Origin of the sequence: Streptomyces sp. NPDC006450, from assembly GCF_040612195.1 — a bacterium.
Classification (GTDB): Bacteria; Actinomycetota; Actinomycetes; order Streptomycetales; family Streptomycetaceae; genus Streptomyces.
In genome coordinates, this window is sequence record NZ_JBEXPT010000146.1 from 1 (window position 1) to 15,444 (window position 15,444).

12 protein-coding genes are annotated in these 15,444 nt (G+C 72.7%); 10 read left to right on the forward strand and 2 right to left on the reverse strand.

Annotation, left to right across the window (positions count from 1 at the left end):
- Window positions 1-1,203, reverse strand: a 1,203-nt coding sequence (locus ABZY57_RS28905; RefSeq protein WP_356516858.1) for an MFS transporter, incomplete at its 3' end; no start/stop codon positions are given.
- 78 nt (window positions 1,204-1,281) lie between these two features.
- Between ABZY57_RS28905 and ABZY57_RS28910 the strand changes: the two genes are divergently transcribed.
- Window positions 1,282-2,559 (forward strand): ATP-grasp domain-containing protein, encoded by a 1,278-nt coding sequence (locus ABZY57_RS28910; protein WP_356516860.1) that lies wholly within the window; start codon window positions 1,282-1,284, stop codon window positions 2,557-2,559.
- 61 nt (window positions 2,560-2,620) lie between these two features.
- Here ABZY57_RS28910 and ABZY57_RS28915 read toward each other — a convergent pair whose 3' ends face one another.
- Entirely contained in the window at window positions 2,621-3,394 is a 774-nt protein-coding gene (locus ABZY57_RS28915; protein ID WP_356516862.1) for a phytanoyl-CoA dioxygenase family protein, read from the reverse strand.
- A 314-nt stretch (window positions 3,395-3,708) separates the two neighbouring features.
- Here ABZY57_RS28915 and ABZY57_RS28920 point away from each other — a divergent pair, with 314 nt between their 5' ends.
- The 9 genes from ABZY57_RS28920 to ABZY57_RS28960 all read left to right on the forward strand — a co-directional run bounded on the left by ABZY57_RS28920 (window position 3,709) and on the right by ABZY57_RS28960 (window position 15,324).
- Window positions 3,709-5,076 carry an SUMF1/EgtB/PvdO family nonheme iron enzyme gene (locus tag ABZY57_RS28920; protein WP_356516864.1) on the forward strand — a complete coding sequence of 456 codons (1,368 nt, stop codon included), beginning with the start codon at window positions 3,709-3,711 and terminating at the stop codon, window positions 5,074-5,076.
- Window positions 5,076-6,485 (forward strand): MBL fold metallo-hydrolase, encoded by a 1,410-nt coding sequence (locus ABZY57_RS28925; protein WP_356516866.1) that lies wholly within the window; start codon window positions 5,076-5,078, stop codon window positions 6,483-6,485. Before ABZY57_RS28920 ends, ABZY57_RS28925 begins: the two co-directional genes overlap by 1 nt.
- A complete protein-coding gene (locus ABZY57_RS28930) occupies window positions 6,482-7,486 on the forward strand; it encodes an alpha/beta hydrolase-fold protein (protein WP_356516868.1) in 1,005 nt (334 codons plus the stop codon). The genes ABZY57_RS28925 and ABZY57_RS28930 overlap by 4 nt, the downstream gene beginning before the upstream one ends.
- On the forward strand, window positions 7,474-9,315 hold the full coding sequence (locus tag ABZY57_RS28935; RefSeq protein WP_356516870.1) for an asparagine synthetase B: 1,842 nt from the start codon (window positions 7,474-7,476) through the stop codon (window positions 9,313-9,315). The genes ABZY57_RS28930 and ABZY57_RS28935 overlap by 13 nt, the downstream gene beginning before the upstream one ends.
- Window positions 9,257-10,354 carry a hypothetical protein gene (locus ABZY57_RS28940; RefSeq protein WP_356516872.1) on the forward strand — a complete coding sequence of 366 codons (1,098 nt, stop codon included), beginning with the start codon at window positions 9,257-9,259 and terminating at the stop codon, window positions 10,352-10,354. Before ABZY57_RS28935 ends, ABZY57_RS28940 begins: the two co-directional genes overlap by 59 nt.
- Window positions 10,351-11,754 carry an aldehyde dehydrogenase family protein gene (locus ABZY57_RS28945; protein WP_356516874.1) on the forward strand — a complete coding sequence of 468 codons (1,404 nt, stop codon included), beginning with the start codon at window positions 10,351-10,353 and terminating at the stop codon, window positions 11,752-11,754. The genes ABZY57_RS28940 and ABZY57_RS28945 overlap by 4 nt, the downstream gene beginning before the upstream one ends.
- A 6-nt stretch (window positions 11,755-11,760) precedes the next feature.
- The gene (locus ABZY57_RS28950) at window positions 11,761-12,897 is read left to right on the forward strand and encodes a threonine aldolase family protein (protein WP_356516876.1); all 1,137 of its coding nucleotides are present in this window, start codon (window positions 11,761-11,763) and stop codon (window positions 12,895-12,897) included.
- Complete coding sequence (locus ABZY57_RS28955) at window positions 12,894-13,346, forward strand: pyridoxamine 5'-phosphate oxidase family protein (protein ID WP_356516878.1); 453 nt, start codon at window positions 12,894-12,896, stop codon at window positions 13,344-13,346. The genes ABZY57_RS28950 and ABZY57_RS28955 overlap by 4 nt, the downstream gene beginning before the upstream one ends.
- A gap of 226 nt (window positions 13,347-13,572) precedes the next feature.
- Window positions 13,573-15,324 carry an FAD-dependent monooxygenase gene (locus ABZY57_RS28960; RefSeq protein ID WP_356516880.1) on the forward strand — a complete coding sequence of 584 codons (1,752 nt, stop codon included), beginning with the start codon at window positions 13,573-13,575 and terminating at the stop codon, window positions 15,322-15,324.
- The last annotated feature ends 120 nt before the right edge of the window (window positions 15,325-15,444 follow it).

Here is a 15,444-nt window from a genome sequence, read left to right on the forward strand (position 1 = left end):
CTCGGGCTGTCCGGCCGGCTTCGCCCGCCAGGCTCGCCGGGTGTCCGCGGTCGCTGCGGTGACCAGGACCGTGATGCCGGCGACCGCCAGGGCCGCGGTCAGCGGGCCCGCGAGGTCGGACAGCGCGCCCATGACGAGGATGGACACCGCCACGCCCGAGGGCAGCAGCGTGGCCCGCAGCGTCACCACCGACGGAAGCTCCTCGTCGGACGCCGAGGCCAGCAGCCGGTTGTTGTAGTGGACGAACGCCACCTCGAAGAGCACCAGGAACAGCGCGTACAGCACGATCGTCGGCACCGTCCGGCCGACCGCCACCGCTGCCAGCAAGGGCGCCATGGGCAGCAGCACCCAGGTGGTCGAGGGCACGTGCGCGAGGTACCGCTGGGCCGGCAGGGCGGCGAGGGAGCCCGCGAAGACGGCGACCGCCGACACCGCGACGAACACCCCCACCAGGCGGGTTCCGCCACCCAGCAACTGGAGCGGGATCACGGTGACGGCCACCGTGTGGAAGCCCTGCCAGAACGCCACCAGGAGGAAGCGGGCGAAGAGCCGGCGCAGCACGGGGTCCTGGACGCGCAGGCGCGCGCCGGCCTTGGAACCCGCCCCGTCCTCGGCGGCGGCCACGGCTTTCGCGGGGGCCGACGGCAGCGCCCAGGCGAGGAGCGCCGAGAGCGCCAGCGTGGCCACGTTCACCGCGATCAGGCCCCGCAGCGACAGGACCGACGAGGCCGGCCCCGCCAGCGCCGCCCCGACGCTGACACCGGTCAACTTGCAGATCTCGGCGACGGTGTTGGCATGGTCGAGCCGCTGCGAGGGGACCACGTTGCGCAGGACGACCGAGGTGGCCGAGCGGGTGACCGCCTCGAAGAACCCGCGGGCGACCAGGACGGAGGCGGCCACCACGAGGAGCGCCCGGTCCGGCGCCAGGAGCGCGGCCGCGGTCACCACCAGGCTCGCCGCCTCGGCCCCCCGGACGAGGCGTTCCGGGGCACGCTTGCTGAGCAGCCGGTTGAGGGGAGCGGCCAGGAGCAGCGCGGGTAACCACGGCGCGCTGAGCACGGCTCCCGCGAGCAGCCCCGACCCGGTGGTCGACCCCACGTGCGTGGACAGGGCCACGAGGACCAGGAAATTGCCGCACGTGTTGACGAACAGCAATATCGGCGTGATATGCGGCGAGCGAACGCTCGCGAAATATGATGTCATCAGCTCATCCTTCCAGGGTGGGAGGATGGCAGAGCTGAACGGATTTCGGCGAGCGGTGCGCCTGTCTATGTTGAACTCATGACAGCAGCCAATCAGAGCAACCCGTGCATCGTGATGGTCGACGCCTACGCCGCGGCCCGTTCGCTCGTTCTGGAATTCCTGAAGCAGGGATGTTCCATCGTCCGCGTGCAGAGCACGCCCGAGGTGCCGTTCGTCTACCTCGCGGCGCCGTACGTCCCGGACGACTTCATTGCCGACATCGTCCACGAGGGAGATCTCGCGGCCACGGCCGACGCCGTCGCGGCGTTTTCGCCGATCGCGGTGATCTCGGGCGGCGAGGTCGGTGTGGAACTCGCGGACCTCCTCGCGCAGCGGCTCGGCCTGCCGGGCAACGGCACCGCCCTCAGCGCCGCGCGGCGCGACAAGCACGTCATGGTCGAGACGGTGCGCGCCGCAGGGCTGCGCGCGGCCCGTCAGCTGCGGGCCACCGACGCGGACGAGCTCGCCGCCTGGCACCGCGAGCTCGGCGGCCGCGTCGTCGTCAAGCCGCCGCGGAGCGCCGGCAGCCAGGGGGTCTCCTTCTGCGACTCCCCGGAGGAGTCCGTCGCGGCGTTCCTGTCCCTCGCCGACGCCGACGACGTCTTCTCCCAGCCCAACAACGGGGCCGTGGCGCAGGAGTACCTTCCGGGCGCCGAGTACATGGTGAACACCGTCAGCCGCGACGGCCGCCACCACCTGTGCGACGTCTGGCGGACCACCCGCGTCAGCGCCAACGGCGTCGTCGACCTCTGCGACGCCCTCCTGCTGATCGATTCGGGGGAGCGGGTCGTGGAGCCGCTCAGGGAGTACGCCTTCCAGGTCCTGGACGCCCTCGGCATCCAGCACGGCCCGGCGCACGTGGAGGTCAGGATGACCCCCTCCGGTCCGTGCCTGGTGGAGGTCGGCGCCCGGATAGCCGGCGGCGGCATCCCGGCCGGTGCGAGCCTCGGCATCGGCGCGTCGCAGCTGGAGTGGACGGTCGACGCGTACCTGCGTCCCGAGCGGTTCCACGCCCGCGCCGGAACCCCGTACGAGGTCCGCAAGTACTGCGCGATCGCAGGCATGGTCTCGCCGGTGGAGGGCGTGCTCAGCGAGTACCGCGGCATCGAGGAGATCGAGGCGCTGGAGAGCTTCCGCGCCCTGGTGACCCCGGTGAAGCCCGGCCAGGAGATCCGCCGGACGGTCGACGACCTCACCTACCCGGTCATCGTGACGCTGCTGCACGACCTCGAGGAGGTCGTGCAGCGCGACCTGAACACGATCCGCCACCTCGACGGCACCGCGTTCTACGCCCTCGACCGCGGGGCCAGCACCTGAGTCCGGTGTTCGACTGAGGATCCGCCGCGGTCGAACGCCACACGGCGGCCGCGGCCGGCTCTCACCGCGCCCAGGCCGGGCGCGGCACCTTGTAGACGAAGCTGACGGCGGTACGGGGCTCCGTCGCCGTCGTGTTGGGCGCCGAGCGGTGCACCACCAGGCCGTCGAACATGACGGCCGAACCGGGATCCAGGGGCACGGCGACCGGCTCGGCCGTACGGGGCAGGTGCGCGTCCGCGATGTGCGGCTCGACCGCCGTCTCCAGCGAGGCCTCACCCGGCAGCCGCTCACGGTCCCCGCTGTGCGGGAACAGCCCGAGCGCGTGGGACCCGGGGATGAACTCGAGGCAGCCGTTGCGCGTGGTCGCCGGTTCGAGCGCGATCCAGATCGTCACGATGCCGTGCTTCTCGGCGCCGAAACCGGGCGGCGCGAAGGCGATGTCCTGGTGCCAGGGCTTGGCCGAGCCCACGACGGGCGGCTTGGCCCACAGGAACGCGTTGACCAGCTCGCCCGGGGCGCCGACGCCCCGGGCGACCGGCCCGTCGGCCAGACCCAGCGAGCGCTGCACGGCGTCGAACTCCGGGACGTGCTCGTGGATCCGGTCGGCCGACCGGAGCACCCCCTTGAGGGCGCCGGTCCCCTGCTGCCAGGCCGCCCATCCACCCACGCCGGGCGCCTCCAGGACGAACTCCCCGCTGGAGGCCGTGCGGTCGGCGGCGAGCTCCTCGATCCGGCCGACCGCGCGCCGGAGCCGGGCCAGCGCGTCGCCGGCCGCGAGCCCCGGGAGCCGTGTGAACCCGTTCTCCCGTATGTCCCGGGAAGCGGTGTCAACCATTCTTTCCTCCCTCTCTGAACGTCAAGACCGAGATGAACTTACCCGCAGGTTATCGAGGAATGCTCTTTTCCTGGTTCACCGTTGCGGAGCCTCCAGGGCCCTGCGTTAGTGTTTGAGTCGTGAGGTCGAGAGGCCACACAAACAACAACTCGAATACCCCGTGCAGAAGGGAGTGGAAAAATGAGCGACCGTGACTTCATCGAGACCCGTGACGCCAAGCAGGAATGCTCCAAGTGGTAATCCACTGAGCCACGAATTAGCCGCCCGTACGGAATAACTCCGTACGGGCGGCTCGTCGTCCGAGAGAGGTAGAGATGGTAGGCAATCAGGTTTCAGGCGTCATCGACGTTCCCGCCGACCTGCTGGCGATCGACGATTCCACCGACGCCCGCTACTGGGCGTCGGTGCAGCGCGTCGTCGACCTGGCCGAGGCGAAGGGCCGCGGCGCCGACGGGATACCGCTGCTGACGAGCCTCGTGGTCACCCACCCCGAGTGGCCCGTGCGCGCGGGCGCGGTGCGGCTGCTGGCCGCGCACCACGCGGGCGACCCCGCCGCCGACACCGCCGTGGCCGCCGCGACGCACGACACGGTCGACTGGGTCGCGTTCACCGCGCTCAAGGTCATCACGGAGTACCGGATCGCCGCCGCCGTGCCCGACCTCATCCGCATCTCCGGCTGGCCCAGCAACTTCACCCGCTCCGACTGGGCGCGCAAGCCCGTCGGCTGCGGCGCGGCGCTCACCAAGCGCGCCCTGATCGCCATCTTCGGCACCCGCGACCCCGCCGAACTCCGCCGCCTGGAAGACGACTACTTCACGGACATGCGGGCCCGGGTCGACGCCGTCCGCACGCGCCCCCGGCAGAGCGACGACGTCGTCCTCGTGCCGGCCGGTCCGGCGATCATCGGTGCGGACGAGCAGCCCGACGCGTTCCGCATGGCGCAGGACGACACCACGCTGCGCGCGGTGGACGTGCCCGCCTTCTTCGTCGACCGCACCACCGTGACCAACGCCCGCTACCGCGAGTTCCTCGAAGAGGTGGGCGACTCCGGCGCGTTCGACCACCCCGACCAGCCGCTCGGAGGATCGCACCGCCCCGCGCACTGGCACGACCCCCGCTTCAACGCACCCGGACTCCCGGTCGTGGGCATCGACTGGTACGACGCCTACGCCTTCGCCAAGTGGGCCGGCGGCGCGCTGCCCAGCGAGGTCCAGTGGGAGAAGGCCGCGCGCGGCGTGGACGGCCGCCGCTTCCCGTGGGGCGAGGACTGGGACCCCGCCCGGGTGAACTACGTGGAGCGGTCGTTCGGCCAGGCCGTGGCCGACCTCGACTCCCTCGAAGCGCTCCTCGTCACCATCGAGCAGGGGGAGAACCCCGCCGAGCCGGTGCTGGCGGCGGACGCCCTCCCGGAGGGCGCCAGCCCGTACGGCGCCCTGCAGATGTCGGGCAACGTCTGGGAGCTGACCCGGACCAACTTCTACACCGGCGAGGACATGGACCCCTTCTTCAAGGGGCGCCACCCGCTGGACTTCATGAACCGCAAGGAAGCCTTCCACGTGCTGCGCGGCGGCACCTTCACCTCGCCGCCCACCTGCCTGACCACCTTCTACCGCGGCAAGGACCTGATCACCGACCGCCACATGGAGGTCGGCTTCCGCTGCGTGTACGAGGGGAACGGCTGATGCGCCTGACCTCGCTCGGCCACGCCGCCGTCCTCATCGAGACGGGGACGGAGCGGATCCTCTTCGACCCGTGGCTCACCCAGCGCCTGGACCGCTTCTGGGAGCACCACCCGCCGCTGCCGGACGACCTGGTCCGAGAGGTGCTCGACGAAGGCGTCGACTACGTGGTCCTCAGCCACCACCACTACGACCACCACCACTTCCCCTCCCTGCTCCGCCTGACCGACGGCGCCGACGTGGACTTCGACGACAGCCCGCGCCAGAGCTCCGAGGTCACCTGCGTCTACCCCGCCGGACCGGTGCCGCCGACGCTCACCGCCTCGGGACTCGGGCACCAGGCGATCTCCTGGACGCTGCGCCGCTTCGGCTTCGAGCGCCTGCGCCCGGTCACCCCGGGCGACACGATCACCACCCCGGGCGGGACGACCCTGCGGACCTTCCCCTCGGCCGTGTCCTTCCCCGAGATGAGCGTGCTGGTGCAGACCGCCGACGCGGCCGTCATGCTGTGCGGCGACGCGCTCCTCCACGAGGACACCGTCGCGGCCTTCCAGCGGGCCGACGCCCCGCACGTCGACGCCGTGTTCGTCCCCGCGCACAGCATCTCGCCGCCCGGCGTGCTCACCGAACGCCGCCCGCTGACCGAGTCCGACGCGCTCCGCGCCCGCGCCGTCGCGAACTTCGACCGGTACATCGCCTCGATCCCCGCGACCGTGACCGTGCCCTCCTCGTTCGGCTGGCGCATCAGCGGCGACGGCGACCTCGACTACTCCTGGTGCAACAAGACGATGTTCCCCTTCACCCCGGCCCAGGCCCTGCGCCGGCTGGACGAGCTGGGCCGCGACGGCCTGCTGTGGGGCCCCGGCCAGGTGATGGAGGTGGCGCACGGCAAGGCCGCCCTGGTCGACGGGCCGGTCTCGCCCGGCGCGTACGACTTCGACGAGGTCTACGCCGAGATCACGCTCGACCCGGCCACGCCCGTGCCGCTGTTCGACGCCTCCGTCGACCGGTACGGCCGCCAGACCCGCGCCGGTGCGGACATGCTCCGCGAGCTGCTGGACCGGCTCGTGGCGACCGACTACTGGTACCGGGCGCTGGACGACGGCGCCGGACGGCACGTCGTCTCGCTGTACGAGGACGACGGCACCGAGACCGCCTTCCTGCTCGACCCGGTCGCGGACCGGGTCACCCGGCTCGGCCCGGGCACCGCCCGCAGCCACGTCACCGGCGCGGAGGGCTGGACCGAGATGGCGGCGAGCACGCTGGAGGCCATGCTCGGCGCCGACCTCCTGTTCGGCAGCTCCTACGCCCTGTGGGCCAGCAACGGCCTGCTGCTCTCCGCGGTCTTCCACCACCCGTCGTTCTACACGCGCCACGTGGAGCGCGCGCTGCGGGAGGCGAGCGAGGCATGAGCGACATGGTCGTGCTCGATCACGAGAGCACCTGCCTGCGCGGCAACCCGCTCGGCGACCCCCACCGCCGCCGCATCGAGGTGCACCTGCCGCCCGGGTACGACGGCAACCGGCGGTTCCCGGTCGTGTACTGGCTGCCCGGGTTCGGCGCGAACCCCAGCCTCGCCGGCAAGGCGCTCGCCTTCGGCGCGTCCGTAGCCGACCGCCTCCGCCAGGCGATGACCGACGGCCGCGTGCCGCCCGCGCTGCTCGTCGTGCCCGACTGCACGACCTCCTACGGCGGCTCGCAGTACATCGACACCGCCGCCTCCGGCGCGTACGGCGGCTACCTGGCCGAGGTCGTGGCCGAGATCGACCGGCGGTTCGCGACCCGGCCGCAGCCGGCGTGGCGCGCCATCGGCGGGAAGTCCAGCGGCGGCTACGGCGCGCTCGTCGCCGGCATGACCTCCGACCTGTTCGGGGCGGTGATCGCCTGCTCGCCCGACGCCGGGTTCGAGCACAGCTACCTGCCGCTGCTGCCCCGCACGCTCGACACCGTCAGGGCGGCCGGCGGCGTCGAGGAGCTGCTGGCCCGCCGCGACAGCGGCCCCCACGACGTCCCCTTCATGGTCGCGATGAGCATCATCGCGATGGGCATGTGCTACGCCGACGACCCCCGGACCACCGCGTCGGACGCACTGCCGTGCGACCCCGTGACGGGCCTGTTCCGCGACGAGGTCTGGCAGCGCTGGCTCACCTACGACCCGGTCCGGATGCTCCCCGCGTACGCCGACCGGCTCGCCGGACTCGGCCTGCTGCACCTCAGCGTCGGCCAGCGCGACGAGTACGGCATGCACTGGGGCGCCCGCGCCCTGCACGCGGCCCTCGACGCGCACCGCGTCCCCCACCTCTACCTGGAGCACGACGGCGGGCACGCGGGCATCGAGTACGTCTACACCGAGGCTCTGGCGCAGCTCTGGAAGCTGTGGGGGGAACCGGAGGGTGACGTATGTGCGGCATAGCGGGCTTCATCAGCTTCGAAGGGCGGCGCGATCCCGGCTGGCTGGACGCGCTCGGGCGGACCATGACCGGCGCCATGGCGCACCGCGGCGAGGCGGCCTGCGCCCCGTACGTCTCGCCCTGCGGCACCGTCATGCTGTGCGCGACGAGGCTGGCCGTGCGCGATCGCAGCCACGCCGGCGACCAGCCGATGACCGACCCCAGCGGCCGGATCGTGCTGGTGCACAACGGCGAGGTCTACGGCTCCCGGTCGCCGGCGCCGCCGCTGTGGCCGCGCCGCACCACCTGTGACACCGAGTTCGTGCTCCAGCAGGTCTGCCGCGAGCCCGATCCGGCCGCGGCCCTGCTGCCGCTGGACGGCATGTTCGCACTCGCCTGGCACGACACGTGGACCGGACGCGTGGTGCTGGCCCGCGACCACTTCGGCGTGAAGCCGCTGTTCTACGCCCACGTCGACGGCGGCCTGCTGTTCGCCTCGGAGCAGGGGGTGCTGCTCAGCACCGGCCTGGTCACCCCCGAGGTGGACCGCGAGGAGTACCTGCTGCGCTCCTGGATCCGGATGGACGCCGCGGACGACCGCACCTGGCTGCGCGGCATCGAGGCCCTGCCGCCCGCCCAGTACCTCGTCATCGACCGGCCCCGCGCGACCAAACACCGCTACTGGCATCCCGGGGCGGTGGACGACCCGATCGGGCCCGAGGAGATCAGGGCCGCCTTCGACCGGGCGATCGAGCAGCGGTCCGTGTCCGACGTCCCCCGGGCGGCCGTGCTCAGCGGCGGCGTCGACAGCACGGCGATCGTCGCGGGCCTGACCGGCCTGGGACTGCCCGTCGACGCGTACGTCCTGCGCTACCAGGACGGCATCGGCGGCTCGGGCGACGACGTCGCGTACGCCACCGAGGTCGCCGAGCACCTGGGCGTACCGCTGACCGTCTGCGACCTCGACCGCAACGCCGCCGCCGACCTGCTGCCGGTGCTGCCCACCCGGCTGATGCGGCCGCTGCTGCACGGCGCCGAACTGTCGATGCACCAGCTCTACCGGGCCATCGCCGCCGACGGGAAGGTGGTCGTCTACTCGGGACACGGAGCCGACGAGTTCTGGGGGTACCAGGCCGGCCGGTACTTCCCCATCGTCGACCCCTACGCGCCCACGTTCATCCACGGGCGCCACTACCTGACGCACCGCCTCCACGCCGACGAACGCCCGGTCTGGTCCCGGCTCGTCGAGTGGATGGCGCACGAGCTCGACGTCGACATGACGACGGTGACCGACATGGTGTGGGAACGCACCATGGCCGAGTACCGGGCGCTCAAGACGGCATCACCGCTCAAACGCGGCAGGCACCACCTGATGCGGCGCTTCCTGGTCTACGTCAACGACATGGTGGACGCCACGTCGTCGACCTTCACCCTGGAGGACCGGCCCGTCTTCCAGGACGTCACCCTCGCCGAGCTGGCCTTCCGCTGCCCCGAGCACCTGAAGGACACCAACGAGCCCGGCACCCACAAGGGGCTGCTGAAGGCCGCGCTCTCCGACCTGCTGCCCCAATCCGTGCAGCTCCGCCGCAAGCAGGGCTTCCCGACCCCCACCGACCCCGGCTACGTCCGCCAGCTGAGCGACCTGGCCGACGGGTTCGGCACCCCCTTCGGGCTGCCGCAGCTGCCGGCCGGGCTCCGCGCCGAGCTGGGCGTCGGCGAATGGATGTTCCTTGCCTCAACCTCCGCCTGGCTCGACCACCTCGCGGAGCTCCGAACCCACCCGAGGAGTCACGGTGAGCAGTCCCGTCCCCCACTGGAGCTGGCACGTCCTGGGCAGCCCGGCCGATCTTGACCCGGTACCGCCGGTGATCACGGAGGAGCTCGCCCAGGACTGGTGCAACTTCGTGGTGTGGCGGCCGTCCGAACTGCCCGAGGGATGCGACAGCGCCGTCGGCACGATCCGGCGCGAGGCGCCTCCCGGACGCGTCGAGGCCGAGGGCCGCAGCCCGTGGACCGACGCCAACCCGTCCGGCTACCGCACCGAGATCTCCGGCGGCGGACGGCGGCTGAGGCTGAAGCAGTTCCTGTACGACTGGGCCTTCCCCGCCGCGGACCACCCGTGCCTGTGGGGGAGCGCGACCCGGCCGTACGAGATCGGCGAGGGCCGGGTCGTCTGGCTCGGCACCGACTATCTGGGCCACCAGGCCGCCAGCGCCCGCATGGCGCGCACCACGGTCGAGCTCTCCGTGCTGGAGGGAGAGTTCACCGACGGAGAGCTCGTCGACCTCTTCACCGCGTTGCGGCCCGCCGTACCCCAGGCGCAGGCGCGGGTGCTGGCCACCCCGTTCGCCGAACTCAGCTACTGGGCCCGGCAGCCGGCGGAGATGGTGTCGGTGCCCACCGGTGTCTTCTCCTTCCACCGGCGCGGGCGGGAGCACGAGGGCGACTGGGTCGCGTCCGCGGAACTCACCGCCTTCCTCGCCGGTCAGGGGGTGCCGTTGTCGGTCGGCGGATACCGCGCCGACAGCGCCGCGACGTTCGGCGACGGCGCCGCCGTCCGCGAGCTGGACGTCGTCTACGCCTCGGCGTCCGGCGGCGAACTGCGCCTGACCGCGCAGCGCACCGGAGGCGGGCGCCTGGTGTTCCCGCCGGAGCGGGAGAAGCACCCCGCCTCCGACGAGGTCCTGGACCTCGGCGGCCGCCCGGTGCACCTGGGCTATGCGGACGCCGAGTTCGGAGCCTGCGACGCCTGGTGGCAGCACCCCGACGGGTACGAGCTCAGGCTGCTGGGCAGCGCGGGCACGGGCCTCGGGCGGGACGCCTTCCTCCGCCTGGTCACCGAGCTCGACGCCGGACTGCGCCTGGGCGGCCGCGCCGGGGCACTGGGATGACCGGGGCGGGACGCGCGATCCTCGACCCCGCCACCGGGCGCGCCCTCGCCCACGTACCGGACACCTCGGGGCCCGGCGTCGCCGACGCCGTGGCCCGGGCGGCGTCGGCGTTCCACGACGGCTGGGCCGACACCTCCCCGGCCCACCGCTCCGGCCACCTGCGCGAGCTCGCCGGCCTGCTGCGCGACGACCGTGACGCCCTCGCGGCGCTGGAACAGGGCAACGCGGGCAAGCCCACGGCACGCGCCGTCGGAGAGGTCGAATTCGCCGCCCAGGTGGTCGACTGGTTCGCGGCGGCCGCCCGGTACCCGGTGGGCGAGACCTACCCGGCCGGCCCCGGCATGCGCACGTACACCGACCGCGTGCCGGTCGGGGTGTGCGCGGCCATCGCGCCGAACAACTACCCGCTGCTGCTGGCCGTGTGGAAGATCGCCGCGGCGCTCGCGTACGGCAACACCGTCGTCGTCAAACCCGCTCCCGAGACCCCGCTGTCGACCCGCCGACTGGTCGAGCGCGCCGCCGGGGTGCTCCCCGCGGGCGTGCTCACCGCCGTCTACGGCGGAGCCGACACCGGCAGGCTGCTGTGCGACCACCCCGACATCGGCATGGTCTCCTTCACCGGCTCGACCGCGGCGGGGCGCGACGTCGCGCGGCGCTGCGCGGACGGCCTCAAGCCCGTCTCGCTGGAGCTCGGCGGCAAGAGCCCCGTCGTCGTCTTCCGCGACGCCGACCTCGACGAGGCAGCCCGCGCGGTCGTCACGGGCTTCACCGGCAACACCGGCCAGGTGTGCGTGGCCGGGACGCGCCTGATGGTCGACCGGGCCGTGCACGCCGAGTTCGTCGGCCGGGTGGCCGAACTGGCCGCCGCCCTGCGCGTCGGCCTGCCGCAGGACCCCGCCACCGACCTCGGCCCGCTGATCAGCCGGGCGGCCGTCGACCGCGCGGCCGAGGTGGTCGACGAGGCGGAGAACCGGGGGGCGAAGGCCATCGTGCCGCCCGGCCGTTCCGGGATCCGCCACGAACTCGGCGGCGGCTTCTTCGTCAACCCGGTCATCCTGGACGGCCCGCCGTCCGACAGCCGCGCCTGGCGCGAGGAGATCTTCGCCCCCGTGCTGTCCGTGGCGGCGTTCGACACCGACGCCGAGGCGCTGGCCCTCGCCCACGACACGGCGTACGGCCTCTCGGCGTCCGTGTGGACCTCGGACGCCCACCGGGCCGAGCGCTTCGGCCGGGCCCTGCGCGCCGGCATGGTGTGGGTCAACACCTGGGGCGACACCGAGGAATCGGTCAGCGTCTCGGGCCTCGGCCAGTCGGGGTACGGCCGTGAGCTGGGCATCCACGCGGTGGAGGGCTACACCAGGCCCCGAGCCGTCTGGGTGGCCCACCGGGCGCGGGGGTAGACCGCGATGGCTCCTACCGGCCTCCCCCGGCTCGGCCTCCCCTGGCTCGACTTCCGCAGCGACACCCGCACCGTGCCGGATGCGCGGATGCGCGCGGCGATGACCGCGGCCGAGGTCGGGGACGACGTGTACGGGGACGACCCCACGGTCGCCCTCCTCGAAGCGCGGGTCGCCGAATTGCTCGGCACCGAGGCCGCGCTGCTCACGCCGACCAGCACCATGGCGAACCTGCTCGCCCCGCTCGCCGCGGCCGGCTCCCCGGGACCGCGCGCGCAGCGGCTGGTCGTCGGCGAGGACACCCACATGTCCTTCCTCGAATCGGACGGGCTGGGCCGCTTCGCCGGCGTCGAGCTGCTGCCGGTGAAGCAGGGCCCCGACGGCCTGCCCGACCTCGACGCCGTGGACGCGGCCCTCGCCGCCGGGGCCGGCCGGCCCACCGTGGTCTGCCTCGAGAACACGAGCATGATGCGCTCCGGCAATGCCCTCGACGCCGCGGCGACCCGCGCCCTGGCCGCCCTGGCCCACCGGTACGGCGCCCACGTCCATCTCGACGGTGCCCGGCTCGCGAACGCGGCCGTGGCGCTCGGGGTCCGCCCCGCGGAGCTGGCGGAGCCGGCGGACAGCGTCGCCTTCTCGGTCTCCAAGGGACTCGGCGCGCCGGTCGGAGGCCTGCTGTGCGGGACACACGCGTACGTCGCACGCGCCCGCGAACTGCGTTCCGCGCTGGGCGGCTCCATGCACCAGGCGGGCGTCGTGGCGGCGCCCGCCCTCGTCGCGCTGGAGCGCCTGCCCGACCTGGCAGCCGACCACGCCACGGCCGCCGCGCTCGCCGCCGGCTTCGAGACGGTGCCCGGCGTCGAGCTGATGCACCCGCCGCGGCCGACCAACATGGTCATGGCACGCCTCGCCGGGCTGCCCCCGGAGGAATGCGCCGGCCGCCTCGCCGGCCACGGGGTGCGCGTCCTGCCCCTGCCCAACGGCTTCGTGCGCTTCGCTGTACACCGCGCACACGACATGATCGGTGTGCGTGCGGCCGTCAGGGCGCTGGCGGCCGTCGCGGCCACCGCGCCGGTGGCCCGTAGGACGACCGGAGGGGACCTCCTCGGACGGGGACCCTCCACGACATGGACGGAGGAAGCATGACGGCTGTGCCAGCGCGTGGGCTCGAAGAGCGCCTGGGGGACACTCGCAAGAGACTGGAGAACGACGTCGATCTTTGGGTCGCTTCGGCGGGTGGCCCGGGCGGTGCCTACCTCACCCCCCTCTCGTTCCTCTGGGACGGGACCGACATCCTCATCTCGACCCCGCGCGGTTCCGTCACCGGCCGCAATCTGCTGGCGGACGGCCGGCTGCGCGTCGGCCTCGGCCTGACGCGCGACGTCGTGATCGTCGACGGCGACGCGCAGCCGGTGGACGCCGCCGAACTCGGCGGGGCGGCCGACGCCTTCGCGGCCAAGACCGGGTTCGACCCGCGCGAACTCGACGAGCCCTACCAGTACTTCCGCATACGGCCCCGGCGCATCCAGGCCTGGCGCGAGGTCAACGAGCTGGCCGGACGCACGCTGATGAGGGACGGCGTCTGGCTCGGCTGAGCACCGGGGAGCACCCCCGCAGGTGCCCCGCAGACACCCCGGGGCGCCGCCTCGGAGTCCCTCCGGAGGCAACCCCGGAGGGACTCCCTCCCCCGAGGCACACAGTCGGCCGGTCACCCGCGTGACCGGCCGGCGGCCTTTCGGAGTCCAGTCGTTCTTGACCAGGGTTGCGGACGACGTTGTCAGGCTGTCTGGGAAAAGCCATCTGAATTCTGGAAGGGCGAACATGACGTCAATCGAGGTTCCGGTCCTGATCGTGGGCGGCGGCGGGTGTGGCCTGTCCGCCTCCGTCTTCCTTTCCGACCAGGGCGTCGACCACCTGCTGGTGGAGCGGCACGCTGACACGTCGAGGGTGCCGAAGGCGCACTACCTCAATCAGCGCACGATGGAGATCTTCCGCCAGCACGGGATCCGCGATGACGTCCTCGCGGAGGCGGCGCCGCTGGACAAGTTCGGCAAGGTGCGCTGGGCGACCACGTTCGCCGGTGACGGGCCGATGGACGCTCGCCGGATCCATGAGATGGACGCCTTCGGCGGTGGCGAACTGACGGAGCGCTACGGTGCCGCCGGGCCGGAACTGCCCGCGAAGCTCCCCCAGATGTGGCTGGAGCCGATCCTGCGCCGTCACGCGGAGCAGCGCAATCCGGGGCAGATCCGCTTCGGCCACGAGGTGATCGACTTCTCCGACCAGGGCGACCACGTCCTCGCCGAGGTGCGCAACCTCGAGACCGGCGAGATCATCACGGTCAAGGCGAAGTACCTCCTCGGCGCCGACGGCGGCCGCTTCGTCGGCTCCAAGGTCGGCATAGAGATGCAGGGCCCGCCCAGCGACATCAACACCACGACCGTGTACTTCACCGCGGACCTGTCGCAGTGGTGGGAGGAGGGCACTCTCATCACGCACTACCTCAGCCCGGAGGACCCCGACCTCTCCGTCAACCTCATCGAGATGGGGCCGAGCTGGGGCAAGGCCTGCGAGCAGTGGGGCCTGCACATGGCCCCCGGCCCCGCCGGCCGCTGGGACAACGAGACGGTCGTCGACCGCATCCGCGAAGTGCTGAAGGTGCCGGACCTGGAAGTGGACGTGCACAAGGTCACGGACTGGATCGTGAACGCGATCCTGGCCGACAAGTACCGGGTCGGCCGGGTGCTGATCGCCGGCGACGCCGCGCACAAGCAGCCGCCCGCCGTGGGCCTCGGCCTCAACACCGGCATCCAGGACGCGCACAACGTCGCGTGGAAGCTGGCCGCGGTGCTGAACGGCAGCGCGCCCGAGAGCTTCATCGACACCTACGAGGCCGAGCGCCGGCCCATCGGCCGCGAGAACGTCGACTGGGCGGTCTCCGCCGCCCAGCACCACCAGGTGGTCATCGACGCCATCGGTGGCGGCCACAACATCCCGGCGGGGCGCCGCGGGCAGCGTCTGGCGGCGTACTTCGACCCGTCCGAGCTCGGTGACACCGTGCGGGCGCGCGCCCTGGAGGTGTTCCACACCCACCGCGGCGGCTGCCAGTCGTTCGACATGGAGATCGGCTTCGCCTACGAGGACGGCGCGGTCATCTCCGACGGCACCAAGCGCGCCCCGCGCGTCCCCATGCGCGACGAGCACACGCCGACGTCGCGCCCCGGCCACCGGCTGCCGCACGCCTGGATCACCCGGGACGGCGAGCGCCTCTCCACCCTCGACCTGACGGGCAGGACCGGCTTCACGCTGATCACCGGCCCGGAGGGAACGGCGTGGTGCGAGGCGGCCGCGCGCGTGGCGGAGAAGTTCTCCGTCCCGGTCAACGCGGTGCGCATCGGCGACGGCGCCGAGTACGCGGACGTGGACGGCGGGTGGGAGGCCGTCCGGGAGATCACCGGCGCCGGCGCGCTCCTGATCCGCCCCGACCAGCACGTGGCCTGGCGCAGCACCGGCGCCGGCGAGGACGCGGAGCAGGCGCTGACGGACGTCTTCGCCACGATCCTGGACCGCTGATCCCGTCAGGGGTCCGGTCAGGGGTGCCTCCCGCCTGGCGGATACGGTGTAAAGAACGCGTCAGGAGCTGGCGCGCGGTGTGCCGGGAAGTCTGGTCGGCGTCCTGGGGGCAGTGTGCCC